A 20384-nucleotide genomic window follows, 5' to 3' on the forward strand; every position below is an offset into this window, starting at 1 on the left:
TTGAGTTCTCAAGGAACGGACGCTTCCATCAGGCGGCTTTCACACCGGCCCTCCGGGCGCTTCGTTCTTTCGTGTCTCCAGCTTATCAGATGTTTTCCGTGCCGTTCCCGGCGCTTCCTTCACCCAACTCGCTGATGTCTTCTGCGGCTTGACGCCCCGTCCGACGTTTCAAACTCTAGCCGACCTCCGCTCCGAAAAGCGAATCCGACCGCAATCCACAAAAATGCACACGCCAAATAACCCCATGCCGGGAAGGCGTTGGTATTTCCAGAGAATTGGCCGCCCCGGGACCGTCCGCGCCGATGCGTGTCCGGTGCTCCCTGCCGAGCGACTAGGAAACACTACCCCTCCCCCACGGCATGGGCAAGTCGCCGCTGGTCACAGCTCTCCCCGCCCCGGCCGCGGGGAGGGCGGCGGCGCCGGAGCCCCGGTCCGGCGGTCGCGCCAGAGCACGACCAGGACGCCGCCGACGCCCACGAAGAGCGCGGCGGCGGCGCCGGCCACGGGGAGCAGCGGACTCGCGCCGGTGCTGGGCAGTGCCTCCGGGGCGGCCGGCGTCGAGTCGCGGGCGGTCCTCGGCGCATCAGGGAGCGGTTCCGCGAGCGCGCTGCAACCGACGATGCCCGTCATCACCAGTACTGCGACCCCTGCGGCGCACATGGTCCACATTCGTGTTCGTTCCACGGTCCCCCACTCTCATCGCCGACGGACAGGCTCACCCCGCCTGACCAAGCGTTCCCAGCACAGTGGGAGAACCGGACCCTCCGCACCCGGATTGCCCGATATTCACTTGTGCGTGTGACCCGCACCCCTCACAGAATCCACACCCAGTTCGAGCCCTGCGCACAGAGAGCACTGCCGGATCCGCGTCCCGGGGCCGTTCGGGCCCACGCACCGACACCGCCAGCCCGAAGGAGCCGACCTTGAGTCCCGCCCGACCCCTCTCTACCGCTCCGGCCCGGTTGCGGCTGTGCTGCAGAAGGCGCGCGACTCCTCATACGGCGGTGACTACGACCAGCTGCGCTCCTTCGGCACTGGTGCGAACCAGTGAATGAGCCGTGTCCCCACTCGGCGACAGCCGTGGCCTCACAGCGGCATCAGCTACCACGCCGACTGTGAACAGCTGATCGACTTGGTCGACCGGGCGAGAACCGCGGGCCCCGGGAAACCTGTCGGCAATCGGCCGCCTCGACGGCCGTGTCACGCGGCTGTCGAGGCGTCGATGCTGGTCAGGCCGTGGGACGGAGCGGCGGAATCAGCTCGGGAGGCCCAGCAGGTCGCGCAGGGCCCGGTCTTCTCGGACGACGCCGGGCGGGGCCGTCCGTTCGAGGGCGGCGACGAGCCGTTGCCGGTCACGTCGCCGTACGGCGAGCAGGGGGATCCGGCATCGTGTCCCGTTGCGGCCCTCCAGCAGAAGCGTGTGCGGCGCTCGATCGCCGCCTCCCCCGGCCGCCACCGACTGCAGTTCCGCCAGGGGGACGGAGGCGCGGCGCAGACCCCGGCGGACGGTGATCCGGCCACGGCCGACGGTGACGGAAAGCAGGAGCACCACCGCAGGCGCCAGGGCGCTCACGACCGCCGCGATGGCGTACACCGGTGCGGTTGGGCCGCCGTCGAGTGCCTTGGGCAAGGAGATCAGCAGGCCGCCCGCCGCGAGGGGCAGCCCGAAGAGCGGGTTCGGCCGCACGGAGATCGGCGCGGACGAGGGTAACGCTTTGTCAGTCATATCTCGTTCCTGTCGTCGAGAGGATCGGACCGCGGGCCACCGCGAGCGGCGGGCCGCCCCTCACGAGGAGGGGCGGCCCGCCATGGTGTCCTCGAAGGGACAGTACCGAGCCGGCCCCGGCCGGCAAGCAGCGGCCGGGATCCCGGGTCGATCAGCCGCAGATCTTGCGCCAGACGTCCAGGCTCTTGTCCACGCGGGCCGGGCGGACGCCCTTCAGAGCGCCCATCACCACTGATCCGCCGAGTGGCGCCGCGACGTCCGCCGTCAGGTAGGCGACCTCCTTCCCGCAGTCCCAGGCCTTTCCGCCGTTGCACTTGTCGATCACCAGGGCAACCTCGGTGACGGTGGTCACCGCCCAGGCTGTCCGGGCGACTGCCAGGGCGACACCCGTGCAGGGCAGCGCGCCCACGACGGCGCAGCCCGCCGCCACCGCACCGGCGACGGCCGTGACGGCCGTGGCGACCGAGTTGATCTGCGAGATCACATCGGTGTGGTCATGGACGAACTTCTTGATGTTGCTCCAGCCCCAGAGCCCCGACGGGTCGGTCTGGTTGAGCGGATCGCCGTTGGCATAGCCGTAGGCGCTCAGGGTCTGGTCGACCACCGGGTCGACGCTGAGGAACTGCGCCGTGGCCGGGTCGTAGTAGCGGGCCCGGAGGTACACCAGGCCGCTCTCGTCGTCGCTGTACTGACCCGCGTACCGCAGTGCGGACGACGCCGAGCCCGTGTGCGAGCCGACGGCCCCGTAGGGCGTGTAGGTGTACGCGCCGGCCACCGAGCCCGCGGCGTCGGTCAGGGCGCGGGTGGAGCCCAACTGGTCGTGGAAGAACCAGAGGGTGCCGGTGCCGGTGATCTGCTCGACCGGCAGGTCGTCCGGCCCGTAGACGTACGAGGACGAGCCGTCGGAGAGCAGGTTGGGGATCTCCTGCGCGTCCCAGGTGTAGGAGACGGTGGTCGTCCCGGTGGTCTTCCGGGTCCGCAGGCCGTAGCCGTTGTACGTGTAGGTGCTGGTGGTACCGCCGCTGCTCACACCGGTCAGGCGGTTCGCCTGGTCGTACGTGTGAGTGACGACGGTACTCCCGGTGGTCGCCTTCGTGCGGTTACCCTGCGGGTCCCAGGTGTAGGTGGTCGCGCCGCTCGGCGGAGCGGTGCAGGACGGCACGGCCGGCATCGAGCCCGGCGTGCTCCAGCAGAGCTGGTTGGCCGCGTCGAAGGCCTGCCCGGTGGCTCCGGTCCGGACGGGGTTGTCGGCGGCGTCGTAGGCGTAGTCGGTCGTGGCCGACCCCGTGGTGGAGGACTTGAGCTGGTTCAGCGCCGTGTACTGGTAGGTCCGGGCGCTGCCCGGCACGCCGCTCGGGGTCTCCGAGCTGACGCGGCCCGCGTTGTCCCGGGTGTAGGCGAGCGAGACCAGCGTCGAGCTGCCGCTGGTCAGCCGGTCGGTCAGTGGCTGCCCGGAGTCGTCGAGCGTCGTGGTGGCGGTGGTTCCGTTCGGGAAGGCCGTGGAGGTCCAGTGGCCGGCGCCGTCGTAGCCGAACCCGGTGGTCTTTCCGTTCCAGTCCTTGACCGAGGTCAGGTGGTTGGCCTTGTCGAAGGTGCGGGTGACCGTCTGGGAGCTTCCGCCGGGGTAGATGATCGAGGTCCGATTGCCGTTCTCGTCGTAGCCGTAGCCGGTGACCGCTCCGGCACCGTCGGTCATCGAGACCAGCTCGCCGAACGCGTCGTAGGCGCGCCGGGAGGTGCCGGTGCCGTCGGTCATCGAGCTCTGCCGGCCGGCCGCGTCATAGCCGATCGCGGTCACCGGTGCGGTGGCCGTGTCCGAGAAGGCCACCGAGACGGGCTGGCTGTTCGCGTCGTAGGTGAAGGTGGTCACGCGTCCGCTCGGATCGGTCGACGTCGTGCGTCGTCCGGCCGCGTCGTAGGCGCTTGCGGTGGCGCGGCCCAGCGGATCGGTGCGCAGGGTCTGCCGCTTCTGGGCGTCGTACGCGAAGACGGTGGCCGCGCCGGCTCCGTCGACCGTCCTGGCGACCGTGCCGTCGGGGTTGTAGTCGGTGACCAGCACCGTGCCGTCGGGCCGCTTCACCTTGGTCTGGTTCCCGAGGGCGTCGTACGTGTACTGGGCGGTGTTGCCCTTCGGGTCGGTCATCGAGGTGCGGTGCCCGTCCGCGTCGAAGGCGGATGTGCTGGCGTGGCCGAGCGGGTCGACGGCGCCGGTCCGGTTGCCCCACGCGTCGTAGGAGTAGGTCGTGCAGCCCTTGGCCGGCGTGGTGCAGCCCGGTGACGTGCCGGCGGCGACACCGTCCGGTGCCACCTCGCTGGTCAACAGGCCGCGGACGGTGTCGTACCCGTACTTGGTGACGTTGCCCAGTTCGTCGGTCGCGCTGGTGACAGCGCCTGCCGGGTTGTAGGTCTTGCGGCTCACATTGCCGCGCGGATCGACCGTGCGGGTGGTGTCACCCGGGTGGGCCGCGTCGTCGTAGTACACGGCGATGGTCCGGGCTGGCAGCGACTCGCTGACCGGCTGGCGGACGACGCCGGTGAGCAGTCCGAAGCCCTCGGTTCCGGTGTTGGTGCCGCCGGCGGTCGCGATGTGGCCCGGCTCGTCGTAGGCGTATGTGGTTCGGAGTCCGCCCGGTTCGATCACGGACCGGAGATTGTCCGTGCTGTCGTAGGTCCTGACGGTGGTGAACCCCCGGGCGTCACTGGCCGACGTCTCGTTGCCGTGGTCGTCGTAGGTGTAGGTGCGGACGTTGCCGACGGGGTCGGCCTCCGCCGTGATGCCGAGGCTGACCGGGTCGTAGGTGTAGCTCCAGGTACCGGCGGCCGCGGTGCCGTAGCCCTTGGTCTCGGACTGCAGGAGCCCGTTCTGGTAGGTGTACAGCGTCTTGTGGCCGGCCGGGTCGGTGACCAGGGTCTGGCCGGCGGCCAGGTTGGCGCCGCTGTCGGGGCCGTAGGTGAAGGTGGTGGCTCCGCCGAGCTGGTCGGTCTGGACCAGGACGCGCTGGGCGGCGTCGTAGGTCATCGAGACGACCGGGGCCGGTGTGGCCGTGGAGCCGTACTGGCTCGGCCAGCGCATCGAGTTGAGCAGGTGGTTGGCGGTGTAGCCGTACTGGAAGTGGTCGTCGTCCTTGACCACCGGGGTGCGGGTGGTGCCGACCCCGAGGACGTCGGTGAGGTTGCCGGCGGCGTCGTAGCCGTAGGTCACCTGGCGTCCGGAGCCGTCGGCGAGGCCGGTGATGTGGTTGCCGGTCCAGGTGAGCGTGTAGCTGCGCCCGCCGGGATCGGTGATCGTGCTGAGGTGGCCGGCGCCGTCGTAGCCGAGCGTGGTGGCGTAGGGCGGTGAGGCCTTGCTGCCGGCGAGATCGGTCTCGCCGAGCAGGCGCCCGGTGGCGGTGTCGAAGGTGAAGACCTCCTTCGACTTGCGGGTGAAGGTGTAGGTCGTACCGTTCTTCGTCAGTGTCGCGTTGAACCGCGGGGCCGACGGCGCGTAGGTGCCGGCGTTGTTGAGGAAGGCGACCTGGGAGCCGTCCTCCTGGCGGACCGTGACGGTGCCGGTGGCCGGGTCGGTGACGGTGCTCAGGTTGTAGGAGTGGGTCCAGCCCCAGCCGAACGGCCCGTCCGAGGCGAGGGCGCCTGCCGGGCCGGCCGGGTCGGCGACGGCGGAGGCGTAGGTGCGGGTGAAGTCGAGCGGCTTGCCGCGGCCCGGGGTGGTGAGGTCGGTGAAGGTCTCACCGAAGTAGCCGGTGCTGGTGTCGACCGGGTCGCCGGCGGTGCGGCGCACGCAGCCGCACTGCACCCACGAGGGGTTGCTGCCCTTGGGCGCGTCCTGGATGCCGGGCGGGCCACCGATCGGCTGGCCGGGAGTGCCGCCCATGGGAACGAACGCGACCGCGTCGTAGGCGACGTCGTAGTCGGCGTAGTTGATGTTCCCGGCGCCGGTGACCTCGCTCTTGTTGGTGAGCTGGAGGTTGCCGCCGTTCTGCATCGCGAAGGTGCCGATGGTGACCCATTCCTCGGATCCCCAGTTCTGGTTCACCCGGATCTTCCAGGGGGCCGCGCCGCCGCCGGGGTTGACGGTGTAGACGACGTTGGTGGCGGTGGCGGCCGTCGAGGGGAGATGGATCTTGATCTTGTAGTACTGGAGCTTGGGCAGATTCGGGGTCCAGGTCCCGGTGTTGATCAGGTCCGGGTTGGCGCCGTCCTCGGTGTGGGTGAACAGGACGTGGCCGCCGAAGCCGGCGCCCAGCTGGTGGGTGTCGATCGCGCCGATCTTGTCACCGGCGGCGTTGGTGCCGTACCCGTAGGTGAAGGTGCCGCCCTGCGACCAGTTGGACGGTGCGCCGCAGCCGACCAGGTTGAGCGGTGGCTGGGTCTGCCCCTCGTCGACGACGATCGGAGCGCCGTGGCCGGCGTTGCCGACCTTCGAGGAGTCCAGGGTGCAGGTCGGCGGGTGCGGGTGCGGCATCACCATGGCCGGTTCCGTCGAGCCGGCACCGACGGTGTAGGCACTGGTCGCGCAGGTGGTGGCGCAGTCCGGAATGAACGTGACGGCCTGGTGCCACCAGCACTGGGAGCTCGCCAGGGTGCAGAACTTGGGGTTCGTGGCCCCGGTGGGGTCGCAGTTGTTGTCGGTGCCGCAGAAGGCGGTGACCGGGGGGATCTGGAGCCAGGTCTTGCCGCCGTGGTAGTCGGGCTTGGTGTAGGCGGGCTGGTTGAAGCGCAGGATCGGCTGGCCCATCCAGCCCATGATCCGTTCCTGGTAGGGCCAGTTGCCGGGGTGCGCGGCGTCCGCGTAGGAGTTCTTGAGGTAGGGCGCGCGGGTCGGCGGGTAGTCCGGGTTGCGGGGGTTGTTGGCCCAGCCGAGGCCCCAGTTGCCCTCGGCGCTGGTGCAGGTGGGGCTCGGCACGCAGCCGGTGGTGTTGCCGAACGCGGCGGTGGGCTGGATGCCGGAGTTGTAGGCCCAGGCGGCCAGGTACCAGTTCTCCAGGTAGCGCGGGTTGCCGCCGTTGACGGTGATGCCGGCGTCGTAGAGCTGGTTCCAGGTCCGCTCCAGGATCTGGAGACCGGCGGAGACGTTCTCCTGGTAGTCGACGGCGATCTTGGTCTGGCCGTTGACCGAGTAGGTGGTGTCGCCCTTGGACATGCCGTTGGTGACCTGGCCGAGGCCGTAGCCGCAGTCGGCCTTGGCGTAGTCCATCTTGGAGATGGAGCCGCCGGCACCGTAGTAGTCGCCGACCAGCGCGCCGCCCGCGAGACCGGGCAGGGCGTGCCAGGAGGCCTGGCTGAAGTTGCTCTCCTGCGCCACGATCGCCTGGTAGACCGAGCGCGGCACGGAGTCGAAGGTGTCGCTCGCGGGGTGCTTCAGCGGCACCCGGGCGAAGTCGCCGTTCGGAGCGTAGGCGGCCAGGCCCAGGTTGGCGTACCCGGCCGGGCGGGTGTACGCGGCGCCGGTCAGCAGGCCCTGCTCGGCCATCTGGATGGCCCAGGACACCTGCGCGGTACCCGGCTGCATCACCTGCCGGTTCTCGGCCAGCCGGTCCACCGCGCACTTGGGCGCGGCGGCGGCGAGCGCGGCCGGCGGCGCGGCCGCCGGATCGGCCGCGGCGGGGGAATCCCCGGTGCCGCGAGCGGCCTGCTCCTCGGGGGCGGGGGCGGCCTGCTCCTCGGGCGTGGTGGAGAGCGCCGCGGCGGCGCCCTGCCCCGGCGCGGTGTCGCCGGGTCCGGCCGGAGCCGGCGCGAGGGCCGGAACCGCGCTCGACACGGACACCGCGGCGGGGTCGGCGGCGTCCCGCTTCAGGAGCGTGTCACCCGCGGTCGCGACGATCAGCGGGGCCGACACGGCGGTGTCCGGCCCCAGGCCCAGCAGGGCGGCGCCGTCCAGGGACACGCCGGCGGCGCCCAGGGGCAGCTTGCCGGTGGAGACGGAGCGGATGCCGGACTTCCCGTCCAGTTCGGTGGCTCCCAGGGCGACGGACTTCCCGCCCCGGCCCTGCATCAGCCGTAGCGCGTCGCTGGGGCCCTCGCCGAGGGGGGAGAGCTTGCCGTCCCGCTCGCGCATCAGGGCGGAGGTCGGCCGGCCGTCCTTCTGCACGACGAAGTCGACCCCGCCGCCGGCCGCCGGGCGCAGGTCGTAGGCGAGGCCGTCGACCTGGGCGATCCGCACCGGCTCGGCGGGGGTCTCGGCCGAGGACGCGGGGAGGCGGACCAGGGAGGCGCCCTGGGCTCCCACCGGGCCGTCGGAGGTCGGGACGACCGACGTCACCTGGCCGGCCACCGTGGTGGACTCCTTGATCTCGCCGGTCGGCAGATCGACCGTCAGGACCTGGGTGAGCCGCTGGTCGCTTCCCGGGTTGACCGTGAAGGTGGCGGTCTGCCCGGTACCGCAGCCGGGCGAGTGGTACTTGAGCGCCACCCCGGAGGCCACCGGCTTCACCACGCCGCTGGACAGGTCCACCGCGTACGCGAGGGCTCCGTGGTCGCGGGCCTCGGCCCGGTTGACGGCGCCGGCGGGCAGCACCGCGACGGCGGCGTACCTGCCGTCGCCGGACACGCACTGGTAGCCCGTCCAGGACGCGTCGTCGATACCCGCGGGGCGCAGCAGCGCCGTCTCGCGCCACCGGTAGCCGCCGGCGCCGGTGGCCACGTCGATGTGGTAGCCCGAACTGTCGCCCCAGCCGTTGACCAGGACGTCCTCGGCGGGGCCGAGGGCGCCCTCGGACGCCGCGGTCGACGGTTGCCCGGGCGGGGCCGCCGCCCGGGCGGGGCTGGTCGCGGACATCACTCCCGCTATCAGGGCCATGCTGAGGAGAGCCGTCCCGGGTAATCCCAGGAGCGGCCGTTTGCGTGCGGACACGTGGTGCCTCTCAGTGCGTTCGATGGAAGGAAACGGCCGGACCGGGGAGGAGGGTCACCGGACCCTCCGTTCCGGCGGGCCGGCCAGGGCTGTGCCGGGCGACCGTGCGGACGCGACCGCGAGCGGTGCGTCCGTGGTCACCGGCGCAGTGCTTCGAGGGGTTCGATGCGCGCCGCCCGTAGCGCGGGATAACAGCCGGCCACCAGGCCGACGAGACCGCCGATGAGCGGCGCGGGCAGGACGGTGACCGGTTCGATGACGGCGGTCCACTGCTTGGCGACGGCGATGACGATGACGGTCAGGACGCCCAGGCTCGTCCCGATCAGTCCGCCGAGGGTGCCCAGGGCGGTGGACTCGGCGAGGAACTGGACACCGATGTGGCGGGGGCGGGCGCCGAGTGCCCGGCGCAGTCCGATCTCTCCGGTGCGTTCGAGGACGGCGACGAGGGTGGTGTTGGCGATTCCGAGCGCGCCGACGGCGAGGCAGATCGCCGCGAGCAGGAGGAAGAGGCCCGACAGATCGGTGCTGACCTGGTCCCGCAGGGAGCGCGGGTCGGGCGGGGCGGCGGCCTTCAGCAGCCGGGGCTGGTCCGGACGCAGGGCCCGCGGCGCCTGGTCGGCGATCAGCTGGGCGGCTCCGAGGCGGACGTGGACGACGGCCTGCGCGGGCCGGTCGTTCGGCGGGCCGTAGGCGGTCAGCGCGGTACCGGCGGGGACGATCACGCCGAGGAGGGACTCGGGCAGGCGCTGGGTCTCGGCGATGATGCCCACCACGGTGTAGGCGGTGTTGTCGACGAAGACCGCCGGCTGGTTGTCGACCCGGGTGATGCCCAGCAGGCGGGCCGCGGCGGCGCCGAGGAGGCAGACCCGTTCCCCGCGTTCCTGGTGGAAGGCGTTGAACAGCACCCCGCTCTTGACGGTGGGCTGCATCGCGGCGAGCGCCCCCGGGGTGGCGGCGTACAGCCCGATTCCGCCGCCCTGCCGGCCCGGGTCCGCGGCGGACCCGGCGGGCTTGGTCCCGATGGCGGGATTGCGCAGGGGGACGGTCCACCAGAGGCCGCCGTCGACGACCCCGTTGAGCCGCGCCAACCGCGCGTCGGTGTCCGCGGGGAAGCCCGTGCGCGGTTCCTCCCCCGGTACGAGGGCGGTCTTCGGGGCCTTCGTCGGTGTGTCCGTGACGGTGACGGTGGTGGCCTGGAGGAGGTCGAAGGACTTGCCGATCTGGTGGGTGACGGTCGTGGTCAGGGCCAGCACCGCGACGAACACCCCGACGCCGAGGACCGTTCCGAGCATGGTGAGCACGGATCTGGCCGGTCGCTGGATCAGACCGGTGACGGCCTCGCTGACGAGGTCGTGGACGCCCAGGCGGGTGTACCCGGCCCGGCGGGTCCTGCGGTCGCGGACGGCGGAGCGGAGCCGCCGGGCCCGGCTCGGAGGCACCGGGGATGTCATGTGTCCCGCCCGTCGGTGGTGTCCTGCTGGTGGCGGATCCGGCCGTCGAGGATGGCGACCCGGCGGGAGGCCCGGGCGGCCACACCCGGGTCGTGGGTGATGACGATCACCGTGACGCCGTCGCCGTGCAGGTCGTCGATGAGGTCGAGCACAGTCCCGGCGGTGCCGGAGTCGAGGTTGCCGGTGGGTTCGTCGCACAGCAGCAGGTCCGGGGCGTTGACCAGGGCCCGGGCCACGGCGACGCGCTGGCGCTCACCGCCGGAGAGGGTGGTGGGCAGGGCGTCGAGGCGGTGGGCGAGCCCGACCCGCCGCAGGACGGCCTCGGCGACGCCCCGGCGCTCGCGGCGCTCGCGGCGGGTGCCGGTGACGTAGAGCTGGGCGAGGGCGACGTTCTCCACGGTGGTGCGGTGCGGGACGAGGTGGAAGGACTGGAAGACGAAACCGATCCGCCGGCCGCGCAGCGCGGTGCGCCCGGCCTCGTCCAGCTCCCGGAGGTCCGTTCCGCGGAAGCGGTAGGTGCCCGAGGTGGGGCGGTCCAGCAGGCCCAGGAGGTTCAGCAGCGTCGACTTGCCGGAGCCGGAGGGGCCGGTGACGGCCAGGTACTCGCCCTGCCGGACGGTCAGGTCGGTCGGGTGCAGGGCGTCGACCGGCGGGGGGCCCGGGAACGACCTGGCGAGCTGGACGAGCTCGATCACCGGATCCGCCGTGGGCGGTGGCGCGGTGCGGGTGAGGTCGACGGGGTCGACGGGCCGGGCGGCGGTGGTCCTCACTCGCCGATCACCACCTGGTCACCGGGCGCCAGGTGCCCGCCGTCGGTGGCGGTCACCTGGACCATGCCGTCGGCGGACGGCCCGGTGGTGACGTTCACCAGCTGCCGGCTGCCGTCCGGCCGCACCGTGGTGACGTGGGTGCGGGTGTCCGCTCCGGCGAAGACCGCCGCCTCGGGCACCGCCAGGACGGCCCCGGAGGTCGTCGCGGAGGTGATGGTGATCCGGACGTCCCGGCCCGCCCATGCCTTGTCCCAGGGCTCGGCCGGACTGATCGCCAGCGGCAGGTAGGCGGCTCCTCCGTTGACCGCCTGCGGTGGGGGGCCGGTGGGCTCGCCGCCCTTGGCCGCCGGCGGCGCGTCACCGGGCGCGATCAGCGCCCCCACCGATGCCACGGTGGCCTTCGCCTCCCGGCCCTGGGTCTCGGAGAGCACCTGCGCCGCCATCCCCGGCTTGACGAGGGCGGCGCGCGCCGGATCCAGCATTCCGACCAGCTGCATCTCGCCCCGCGCCAGGGTGATCACCGGTCCCTTGACCGGGTCGCCGACCTCCAGTGGCAGGGCGGCCACCCGGGTGGGCCGGGAGGGCAGGTAGACGCACTCCGAGGCGGGCAGCATCGGTCCGTCGACGCTCTCCGCCTGCCGCAGCACCTCCTCGGCCTGGGTGACCCGCTGGCGGAGCGCCGCGAGGTCCGGGCCGGGTGCCGCACCGCCTCCCGGCGCGGCGCTCCGCGTGGGACCGGTGGTCTTCGCGGGATCGGTTCCGCCGCCCGCGCCCGCGGTGGCGCCCGGGGACGGCGCGGAAGCCGTCGTGGCCGGGGGCGCCGGCTTCTGCGCCTCCTTCAACGCGGCCCGGGCCTGGTCCGCCTCCTGCCGGGCCGCCTTCACCGCGGCCGCGGTGGTCGCTCCCGTGACGGGGACCGGGTAGCCCATGGCCGTGTACAGCGCCGTGAGGGCCCGCTTGGTCCCCGGCCCGAACGTCCCGGGGGTGTCGGAGCCGACGTCGTGGCCCAGCCCGCCCAGGGCGGTCTGCAACTGTTCCACGTCGGCCCCGGACTCACCTGGCGTCAGATCGCGGTAGAACGGCAGGGGGCCCTCCAGGGCGAACACCGGGCGTCCCGAGTACTCCACCAGCGGGACACCGGCCTTGACCTCGTCGCCGGGCTCGGCCAGGAGGCGGGTGACGACCGCGTTCGCCCCGCCGGGGTTGCCGGCCGTCGCGGCGACCGACGTGGGCGTCACCGAGGTCTTCTTCCCCTCCGAGAACGTGCCGCGCAGCACCACGGTGCTGCGCAGGACCTGTGACGTGACCGGCGCGGTCACGGTGCTGGCCTGCGGCGGTCCGGAGTCGGCCGCCGCCTGCGCGGGGGACCGCACGAAGGACGAGCCGGCCACCGCGCCGACCGACACCAGCGCGGCGCCCAGGGCGGTCACCATGATGGCCCGCCTGCGTCGTACCAGCCGTCCCCCGGACGCCTGCGGCGGCTCGGACGGCTCTCCGGCTTGCTCCATGACGTTCACTTCGCTCGTTCCTGTCGCCGGCCATCCACGCATGCACGGAATGAGGGGTGAGGACGGGGACGTCCTCCCAGGACCTGCCCGGCCGGTCACCGGGCGGTGGCGGCCTTCACGGCCGCGTCGATCCGGTCGCGGAGCTCGGTGAGGGCGAGTTGGTTCTTCTCGATGAGCTCCCGCTGGATCCGGCTCTCGGTCTCGAACCAGATGCCGACCAGGTTCACCGTCTCCTTGCAGTCGACGTCCGCGAGGGCGACCGCGATCTCGGCCGAACTCACGGCCCCGGCGCCGCCACCGGGCGCGAGCTTGAAGGCGTTCTCGGGAAGGTCGACGGTGTAGCCCTTGCCCGCCATGCAGGAGGACCACTGGCCCAGTGCCTCCTGTACCCGGGGGTCCGCCTGGGAGGTCCCGAAGCTCTCGTTGTCGAGCCGGCCCGACAGGCTGACGTCCAGGATCCCTCCGGCCTTGTCCAGGCCCTCCCGTTGGCAGCCCTCCCGGGGGATGGGGATGTTGTTGAAGGTCGGCGGGGCCTCCGCGGCGCCGGGCTTCAGCTCCACGTGGCCGCTGAAGACCGCGACCTGAGCGGCGCTCATCCTCGGGGCGGGCGGCGGGGTGTAGGACTCGCTCCCCAGGGTGTAGCCGAGCTTGGCCGCCGCCTCGCGGTCCGTGATGCCGTACCGGCGGACCATGTTGGTGTCGTCGTAGATGCTCGCGGGGTTGCCGTCGGGCGGGGGCGGATCGTAGGAGAGCCCGAAGCGCGCCATGCAGTCGTGGGTGAGGCGGCCGACCGCCCTGTCGATGGTCTGGCGCTGCGAGTAGTTCACCATGTAGGCGGACATCGGGAGCGCCATCCCCTTGGTCAGACCGCTCTGCGCGACAGCCGGCGGCGCCGCCGCGCCGTGGTCGCCCTTGGGCCCGGCCGGAGCAGAGTCGGAGCAGGCGCTGACGCCCAGGAGGGCACCGCCAGCGATCAAGGCCGCCACGACCGTTCTGGCGGAGGTCCGCAAGCGCGGGTGAAGCGGTTCACCGGTCATTGGATCGCTTTCTCGCGAAGGTGGTGTCGGTCGCCGTGCGGGGGCTGCGATGGTTCCGATCACGTGGCCGGACCGGTCCGGTACCGTCCGGTTCGCCCGGCCCGGTGCCGGGCCGGGCGAACCGTCGTCAGGCGCGCCAGGGTCGGAGCGTCACGGGCGCGTCACCCTGGCGGTCGGGCCGGAAGAGGGCCCGGGGTCCGCCTTCTCAGGCCCAGGCCTGCGAGGCGTTGTTGTTCTTGAGCGTCGAGTCGAGGTTGACGCCGTTGTTGCAGCCGTAGTCGCCCGCGATGTACTGGGCGTGGCCGCTGTAGTTGGAGTTGTAGTAGACCCGGTAGTTCGCGGCCGATGAGCAGGCGAGCACGGACGCCGCGTTGTTCTTCACCGCCTGGCCGTTACCGGCGTTGCCGGAGAAGATGTAGTGGACGTTGACCCCCGCCCCCGCATAGTTGGGCACATTGCCGAGGAACTTCGCACGAGCGCTGTCGGTGTAGCCGTTCCCGTCGACCGAGTTGTAGTGGACGTACAGGACGTTCGTGCCCGAGGCACAGTCGGGGTTCGGGTTGTCGAGGCAGTTGTCCGACACGAAGTAGTCCGCGGCACTGGCCTGACCCGCGACGGCCAGCGAGCCGGCCAGCGCGGTGGCGAGGGCGGCGGCGACCACCGCTCCCCGTGCGAAGACGTTCGACTTGATCTTCATGGCATTCCCTTTCGCGATCACTGGAAACGATTGGAGGCCGGCCCGCGGCCGGCCCTGGTCGCATCTTCGACTCCCCATTTCTCAGGGGAATCGATTTACCGCGGATCGGGCCGTGTTCAGGCCTTCCTCCGTGGCTTCCTCGGGAATTAGCCGCACCCAGGTGAGCGGGCGCGGTGAAATCCCCGTCCAGCACTTGCTCGGGAGCATCTATCAGTGGATCGGGGGTGTACGTCCTGCCGCCCACCCCTCGCTCGCCAGCCCCGGGCGAGCACGAGTACATGACACCACGATGAGGACAAGTCAAATCAGACATACGTTATATATTTTAATAACGTTTTGATATCGCTTGATCGTTGCAGCAGGGTTGTTTGTTTACAAATGGGATCACTATTTCCCGACATTTCATGCTTCCTGACTGACCGTCATAAGGCAGAAACCACCGCAAGGTTCGCCATCGACGCACATCCGACTGTGCGAAACGGGTCCGCGGTCACTTCGCATGCTCTCTACCTGCGGGGACTTCCCTGAGCGCGTCCGCGGCGCCGTGAACAGCGCTCGCCGCCGAGCCGGGGCGGGGAGGCAGGGCTCGGGCAGGTCGGGGCAGTCATCGCAGACCGAGACACGGAGCACGGCGGACTGGAGGGAGACCAGGACGGGCGGCGCAGGGGAGCCCGCGTGCTGCCAGGCGTTGATGTACAGCTCGTGGAAGGCGGGTTCGGCGTCGTCGATGACGTCCGGCGGCCAGCCGGCGGCGAGGAGCATCGCGCGGAGTTCGGCGCGGACGATGGAGCAGTCGGGCGGGTTGCAGGCACGCATGAGGGAACCTCCGATGGGGTTGTGCCGTGGGGTTCGTCGTCGAGAGGTCGACGGATACGTCGCCGTGAGCCAGGCGAGGACGGGGCTGGTGGATGCCACGCGTGGCTGCTCCGCGGTGCGAAATGGGCAGCAGGCGCCTACTGCCCATGAAGACAGGCATTACTGACGATCCGTCGGATCGGCGTGACATTGATCAGCCCAGCATGGGAGAAATTTTTTCCCGAATGCGAGATGTTCCCTCCATCGCGTTAGCCGCCGCCCCTGGATGGACCGACTGATCGACTGCGCGGCAGACTTGGGATCGAACCCGCCCTGGAAGAAAGCCATGGCACCACGCACGAACCCCACACTCCGTCAGCGGCGACTCGGGGCAGAGCTGCGAAGAATGCGGGAGCGGGCCGGCTTCGCACGAACTGGCTCCGCCTCCTTCGCCCCCGGTCGTGCTCCGTACCGCCCCTGCCGCGTTCGCGGCCCTCCTCCACCGTGCCAAGGCCGGCGAGTTCGACCGCCTTGCCCAGTGGGGCGAGAGGGGCGCACGGCGCAGCCGGGACAACTGTGGGACGGGGGCTTCCAGTTCGGTTGCTTCGTGGCCGGTTGCTGACAGGGTGGGCGGCTTTCCCCATTCATGAGGGCCTGTCACAATCCGATGAGAGCGATGTGACATGTCACATGTGTTCCCGGTGTCCACCAGGAACACCCAACGAAGGAGGAACCCCATGAAGCGCATTGCCGCCGTTCTCGCCGGTACCGCCGCCCTGGCTGCACTGACCGGTGTCCAGACCGCCTCCGCCGGCACGGTGGGCACCACCGTGTGCGGAACCCCGGGTGCGCCGAACCTCGTCACCGTCAGGGCCTGTATCAACACCAACGGAAACCACGTGTACGCGTTCGGCCGCGTCACCACCGACCCGACCTGGCAGGACCAGCAGGTCTCGTTCCAGCTGAGCACCGCCGGCATCACCAGCCCGCCGTTCGCCACCGTCAACCCGACCGTTCTGATCCCGGTCGGCGGAGCCGAGGTCGGCGGCGTCACCGGCACCGTGCCCTGCGGCACCACGGTGACCGCCCAGTTCACCGTGACCCAGCCCGGCTGGTGGACGTCGACCTCGACCATCTCGACCGTCGTGAACTGCTGACCCGGCCCGACCTGCGCCAGGGCCGCCCCTCGCTCCATCGGGCGAGGGGCGGCCCTTCGCGGACGCGGCGCGGCGTGGGCCGGCGCCGAGCCCGTCGCCGTGATGACGGCGGGCGTGCCCCCGGGGTTCAGCCCCTGGACGCGCCCAGGAAGCGCAGCACGGCGAGCACCCGGCGGTGGTCCGCATCGGCCACCGGCAGGTCGAGTTTGGCGAAGATGTTGTTGATGTGCTTGGCCACCGCGCTCTCACTGACCGTCAGCGCCTCGGCGATGCCGGCGTTGGACCGGCCCTCGGCCATCAGGGCCAGCACCTCCCGCTCGCGCGGGGTCAGGACGGCCAGGGGGTCACCGCGGCGGAGCAGAAGCTGGGCGACGACCTGGGGGTCCAGCGCCGTTCCCCCCTCGGCCACCCGCCGTACCGCTGCCGCGAAGTCCTGGACATCGGCCACGCGTTGCTTGAGCAGGTAGCCCACTCCGCTCGTGTTGGTCGCCAACAGGTCGGCGGCGTACCGCTCCTCCACGTACTGCGAGAGCAGGACCACCGCCGTGCGCGGCCGGCCGCGGCGGATCACCGCGGCCGCCCGCACGCCCTCGTCGGTGAAGGTGGGCGGCATCCGGACGTCCACCAGAGCGAGTTCGGGCTGGTGCTCCTCGACGGCGGCCAACAGCGCTTCCGCATCGCCGACTTCCGCGACGACCTGGAAGCCGCCCATCTCCAGCACCTTGACCAGGCCGACCCGCAACAGCACCGAGTCCTCGGCGATCACCGCGCGCACGGCAGCTCCACCGTCACGGTCGTCGGTCCCCCGACGGGGCTGCTGAGCCGGAAGACGCCGTCGACGGAGCCCACCCGCTTGGCCAGCCCGGTCAACCCCGTACCACCGGAGGGGTCGGCGCCGCCCAGCCCGTCGTCGGTGACGTTCATCCGCAGGACCGTCCCGACCCGTCGGACCGTCACCTCGACCCGTGAGGCGCCAGCGTGCTTGGTCACGTTCGCCAGCGCCTCGGAGATCACGAAGTACGCAACCGACTCCACGGCGGGCGCCGCCCGTTCCGGCAGCTCGACCCGCAGGCGCACCGGCAGCGGAACTCGGGCGGCCAGTCCGGACAAGGCCGCGTCCAGGCCCCGGTCTTCGAGCACAGCCGGGTGCAGCCCGCGTACCAGGTCGCCGAGTTCGGCGATCGCCGCCTTCGCCTCCAGGTGCGCTTCTGCCAGCACCTCACGGGCCTCGCCCGGCAGGTCGGGGCGGGTGGCCATGGCCAGTCCCAGGTTGACCGCGAGCGAGACCAGCCGCTGCTGGGCGCCGTCGTGCAGGTCGCGCTCGATCCGGCGGCGCTCGGCATCGACCGCGTCGATCAGGTCGGTACGGCTGCCCGCCAGGTACGCGACCCGCTCCTGGAGCCGATCGGCCCGGCTGGGTCCGAGCAGCGCCGCGGCGGAGCGCGACTCCGCCCGGGCCACCACCCCGGCGAGCCGGGGCAGGAGGGACAGCAGAAACAGGCCGAGCACGGTGTAGCACGGCATCAGCGTCGCCCAGCCGAACCAGTCGCGCCGCACCCCGGCCGGCAGCGCCCACACCCAGCCGTACCCGGTGGCGCCCGCCAGACCCGCCACCGCCGCCACCAGCACCAACAGCTCCGAGAAGGCCGCCAGCGGGCCCAGCAACAGGTGGTACCCGACCTGGCGCCAGGGGCGCGGCGAGGAGAGCCACCGCAGGGCCGTGGCCGGCGACCACCGCTGCGGCACGGGCGCCGAGCGACGGATGTCCACCCCGAGCAGCGCCCGGTGCCGGTACCGCTGAACTGCCGTCAGCACCGGGGTACCGCTCAGGACCAGGGCGGCAGACACCGGGAGCACGAACGCCCAGTTCCCCGTCCTGGCAGTGGTCGCCGCGCCCCAGGCCCACACGGGCACCAGCGCCAGGTGCACCGGGACACCCGTGGCCAGGAAGGCGGTGTCCCGCCGCGCCCGCCGTGCCAGGCGCCCCAACCGGGGTGGAATCGTCATGGCTCGACGTTAGAGCACCTCGACACGGGCCTGCCATGGATCTTGTATCCGCATCCATGGTGAACCCAGTACCACCACGCCGGGGCCGGGCCTCCACCGGGAACGGACTCAGCGCCTCTCAGAGGCGGCGGAACATCACGTGCTGGCCGACGTAACCGTGCTCGGGGTGGTCGAAGACGCCGGGGACGGTTCCTACGACCTCGAAGCCGAGGGACTTCCAGAGGTGGACCGCCGGTTCGTTCGTCTCGACCACGGCGTTGAACTGGATGCCCCGGAAGCCCTGCTCGCGGTGCCACTCGACGACGTACTCACCAAGCGCGCGGCCGACGCCCCGGCCCTGGTGGGCGGGGTCGACCAGGAACGAGGCGGTGCCGATGTGGGAGCCGCGGCCGGGCTTGTTGGGGCCCATCTTGGCGGAACCAACGATGCGGCCGTCCAGGACGGCCACGACCGTGCGGCCCGGGGGCTGCTCCATCCACCAGGGCTCGGCCTCGTCAAGGCTCTGCCCCTCGGGAAAGGCGTACGTCCGGCCCTCGGCCATGATCGCGGAATAGAACGGGTAGATGCTCGGCCAGTCCTCGTCCGAGGCGGTGCGGATGTCCATTCGGGACACCCTACGGCGGGCGTGCGCCCTCGGAACAGTGCCGGGCGCACAGCGAGCAGAGCGCCGGACGGTCGCGCACTAGCGTCGTCGTTGTAGCGCCCCGGGGAACCGGAGAGCGCGTGACGCACCGTCAATTCCCTGTATCGAAAAGGAAAGAACCATGGTCGACCTCGCCTCGGTCCACGCCGCCCCGAGCCCGGACCTGCTCACCCCCGACAACGCGATGATGCTGTTCGTCGACCACCAGCCGCAGATGTTCTTCGGCACCGGCAGCGGCGACCGCACCGCGATCATCAACTCCACCGTCGGCCTGGCCAAGGCCGCCAAGATCTTCGACGTCCCGGTGGTCCTGTCCACCGTCGCCGCCGAGTCCTTCTCGGGCCCGATCCTCCCGCAGCTGCGCGCGGTCTTCCCGGACCAGGAGGTCATCGACCGCACCTCCATGAACGCCTGGGAGGACGAGGCGCTGGTCGAGGCGGTCAAGGCCACCGGCCGCAAGAAGATCATCCTGTCCGGCCTGTGGACCGAGGTCTGCCTGGTCCTTCCCGCGCTCTCCGCGCTGGACCAGGGCTACGAGGTCTACGTCGTCGCCGACGCCTCGGGCGGCGTCAGCCCGCTGGCCCACGAGCACGCCCTGCAGCGGATGACCGCCGCCGGCGCCGTGCCGGTCACCTGGGTGCAGGTGCTGCTGGAGCTCCAGCGCGACTGGGCCCGCAGCGAGACCTACGTCGCCGTGACCGACCTGGTCAAGGAGCACGCGGGCGCCTACGGCCTCGGCGTCTTCTACGCCCAGTCGATGATCGACCCGCACGCCGCCGGCTGACCGGCCGGATCACCGCCGCTCCCCCTGACCGGGCCCTGCCGCAGCTCTGCGGCAGGGCCCGGTCAACCCCCTCTGACCTCTGAACAAAGGACCTCACCATGCCGTTCATCACCGTCGGCCAGGAGAACACCGCCCCCATCGAGCTCTACTACGAGGACCACGGCACCGGGCAGCCGGTCGTCCTGATCCACGGCTTCCCGCTGAACGGCGCCTCCTGGGAGCGGCAGAGCGCCGCCCTGCTCGACGCCGGCTACCGGGTCATCACCTACGACCGCCGCGGCTTCGGCCGCTCCTCGCAGCCGACCACCGGCTACGACTACGACACCTTCACCGCCGACCTGCACACCGTCCTGGAGACCCTGGACGTCCGGGACGCCGTGCTGGTCGGCTTCTCGATGGGCACCGGCGAGACCGCCCGCTACGTCGCGAAGTACGGCACCGAGCGCATCGCCAAGGTCGCCTTCCTCGCCTCGCTGGAGCCCTGGCTGCTGAAGAACGACGAGAACCCGGAGGGCGCCGCCCCGCAGGAGTTCTTCGACGGCGTGGTCGCCGCCGTGAAGGCCGACCGGTTCGCCTTCTACACGAACTTCTTCAACGACTTCTACAACCTGGACGAGAACCTCGGCAGCCGGATCAGCGAGGAGGCCGTCCGCAACAGCTGGAACGTCGCGGCGGGCGGCGGCGCCTTCGCCGCCTCGGCCGCGCCGACCACCTGGTACACCGACTTCCGCGCCGATGTCGCCCGCATCGACGTGCCGGCGCTGATCCTGCACGGCACCGGCGACCGCACCCTGCCGATCGACAGCACCGCGCGCCAGTTCCACAAGGCGCTGCCCGCCGCCGACTACGTGGAGATCGAGGGCGCGCCGCACGGCCTGCTCTGGACCCACGCCGAGGAGGTCAACGCCGCGCTGCTGGCCTTCCTCGCCAAGTAGCCGGTCCGGCCGAGATCCCGTCCG

Annotated in this window: 14 protein-coding genes; 3 read left to right on the plus strand and 11 right to left on the minus strand. The window is 71.4% G+C overall.

Features of this window, described 5'->3' with window-relative positions; genetic code table 11:
- Positions 1–378 precede the first annotated feature (378 nt).
- The 8 genes from ABT238_RS23135 to ABT238_RS23170 form a co-directional block, all read right to left on the minus strand.
- Positions 379–684 carry a hypothetical protein gene (locus ABT238_RS23135; protein WP_350783755.1) on the minus strand — a complete coding sequence of 102 codons (306 nt, stop codon included), beginning with the start codon at positions 682–684 and terminating at the stop codon, positions 379–381.
- 571 nt (positions 685–1255) lie between these two features.
- Entirely contained in the window at positions 1256–1726 is a 471-nt protein-coding gene (locus ABT238_RS23140; RefSeq protein ID WP_350572200.1) for a hypothetical protein, read from the minus strand.
- 151 nt (positions 1727–1877) lie between these two features.
- On the minus strand, positions 1878–8501 hold the full coding sequence (locus ABT238_RS23145) for an RHS repeat-associated core domain-containing protein (protein WP_350783770.1): 6624 nt from the start codon (positions 8499–8501) through the stop codon (positions 1878–1880).
- Positions 8502–8713: 212 nt separating this feature from the next.
- Positions 8714–10015: an ABC transporter permease gene (locus tag ABT238_RS23150; RefSeq protein ID WP_350572202.1), complete on the minus strand. Its 1302-nt coding sequence runs from the start codon at positions 10013–10015 to the stop codon at positions 8714–8716.
- 8 nt (positions 10016–10023) lie between these two features.
- Entirely contained in the window at positions 10024–10797 is a 774-nt protein-coding gene (locus ABT238_RS23155) for an ABC transporter ATP-binding protein (protein WP_502884420.1), read from the minus strand.
- Positions 10794–12305, minus strand: a complete 1512-nt coding sequence (locus tag ABT238_RS23160) for an efflux RND transporter periplasmic adaptor subunit (RefSeq protein ID WP_350783790.1) — start codon at positions 12303–12305, stop codon at positions 10794–10796. Before ABT238_RS23160 ends, ABT238_RS23155 begins: the two co-directional genes overlap by 4 nt.
- A 95-nt stretch (positions 12306–12400) precedes the next feature.
- A complete protein-coding gene (locus tag ABT238_RS23165; protein ID WP_350572204.1) occupies positions 12401–13282 on the minus strand; it encodes a hypothetical protein in 882 nt (293 codons plus the stop codon).
- A gap of 265 nt (positions 13283–13547) precedes the next feature.
- Positions 13548–14039 carry a hypothetical protein gene (locus tag ABT238_RS23170; protein WP_350572205.1) on the minus strand — a complete coding sequence of 164 codons (492 nt, stop codon included), beginning with the start codon at positions 14037–14039 and terminating at the stop codon, positions 13548–13550.
- 1532 nt (positions 14040–15571) lie between these two features.
- Between ABT238_RS23170 and ABT238_RS23175 the strand changes: the two genes are divergently transcribed.
- Entirely contained in the window at positions 15572–15991 is a 420-nt protein-coding gene (locus ABT238_RS23175) for a hypothetical protein (protein WP_350572206.1), read from the plus strand.
- A gap of 127 nt (positions 15992–16118) precedes the next feature.
- Here the strand turns inward: ABT238_RS23175 and ABT238_RS23180 are convergent, their stop codons facing one another.
- The 3 genes from ABT238_RS23180 to ABT238_RS23190 all read right to left on the minus strand — a co-directional run bounded on the left by ABT238_RS23180 (position 16119) and on the right by ABT238_RS23190 (position 18602).
- A complete protein-coding gene (locus ABT238_RS23180; RefSeq protein WP_350572207.1) occupies positions 16119–16766 on the minus strand; it encodes a LuxR C-terminal-related transcriptional regulator in 648 nt (215 codons plus the stop codon).
- A complete protein-coding gene (locus tag ABT238_RS23185; protein ID WP_350572208.1) occupies positions 16754–17998 on the minus strand; it encodes a sensor histidine kinase in 1245 nt (414 codons plus the stop codon). The genes ABT238_RS23180 and ABT238_RS23185 overlap by 13 nt, the downstream gene beginning before the upstream one ends.
- 118 nt (positions 17999–18116) lie before the next feature.
- Entirely contained in the window at positions 18117–18602 is a 486-nt protein-coding gene (locus ABT238_RS23190; RefSeq protein WP_350565054.1) for a GNAT family N-acetyltransferase, read from the minus strand.
- A 160-nt stretch (positions 18603–18762) separates the two neighbouring features.
- Here ABT238_RS23190 and ABT238_RS23195 point away from each other — a divergent pair, with 160 nt between their 5' ends.
- Entirely contained in the window at positions 18763–19425 is a 663-nt protein-coding gene (locus tag ABT238_RS23195) for a hydrolase (protein ID WP_350565052.1), read from the plus strand.
- Positions 19426–19523: 98 nt separating this feature from the next.
- Positions 19524–20360 carry an alpha/beta fold hydrolase gene (locus ABT238_RS23200; protein WP_350565050.1) on the plus strand — a complete coding sequence of 279 codons (837 nt, stop codon included), beginning with the start codon at positions 19524–19526 and terminating at the stop codon, positions 20358–20360.
- Positions 20361–20384: the final 24 nt, after the last annotated feature.

The sequence above is a fragment of the Kitasatospora sp. NPDC001527 genome (genome assembly GCF_040298605.1).
Taxonomy (GTDB): Bacteria; Actinomycetota; Actinomycetes; order Streptomycetales; family Streptomycetaceae; genus Kitasatospora.

Coding starts and splice junctions, on each gene's coding strand:
- ABT238_RS23140 (WP_350572200.1), bottom strand. CDS start 1,726: ATGACTGACAAAGCGTTACCCTCGTCCGCGCCGATCTCCGTGCGGCCG.
- ABT238_RS23145 (WP_350783770.1), bottom strand. CDS start 8,501: ATGTCCGCGACCAGCCCCGCCCGGGCGGCGGCCCCGCCCGGGCAACCG.
- ABT238_RS23160 (WP_350783790.1), bottom strand. CDS start 12,305: ATGGAGCAAGCCGGAGAGCCGTCCGAGCCGCCGCAGGCGTCCGGGGGA.
- ABT238_RS23170 (WP_350572205.1), bottom strand. CDS start 14,039: ATGAAGATCAAGTCGAACGTCTTCGCACGGGGAGCGGTGGTCGCCGCC.
- ABT238_RS23175 (WP_350572206.1), top strand. CDS start 15,572: ATGAAGCGCATTGCCGCCGTTCTCGCCGGTACCGCCGCCCTGGCTGCA.
- ABT238_RS23185 (WP_350572208.1), bottom strand. CDS start 17,998: ATGACGATTCCACCCCGGTTGGGGCGCCTGGCACGGCGGGCGCGGCGG.
- ABT238_RS23190 (WP_350565054.1), bottom strand. CDS start 18,602: ATGGACATCCGCACCGCCTCGGACGAGGACTGGCCGAGCATCTACCCG.
- ABT238_RS23195 (WP_350565052.1), top strand. CDS start 18,763: ATGGTCGACCTCGCCTCGGTCCACGCCGCCCCGAGCCCGGACCTGCTC.
- ABT238_RS23200 (WP_350565050.1), top strand. CDS start 19,524: ATGCCGTTCATCACCGTCGGCCAGGAGAACACCGCCCCCATCGAGCTC.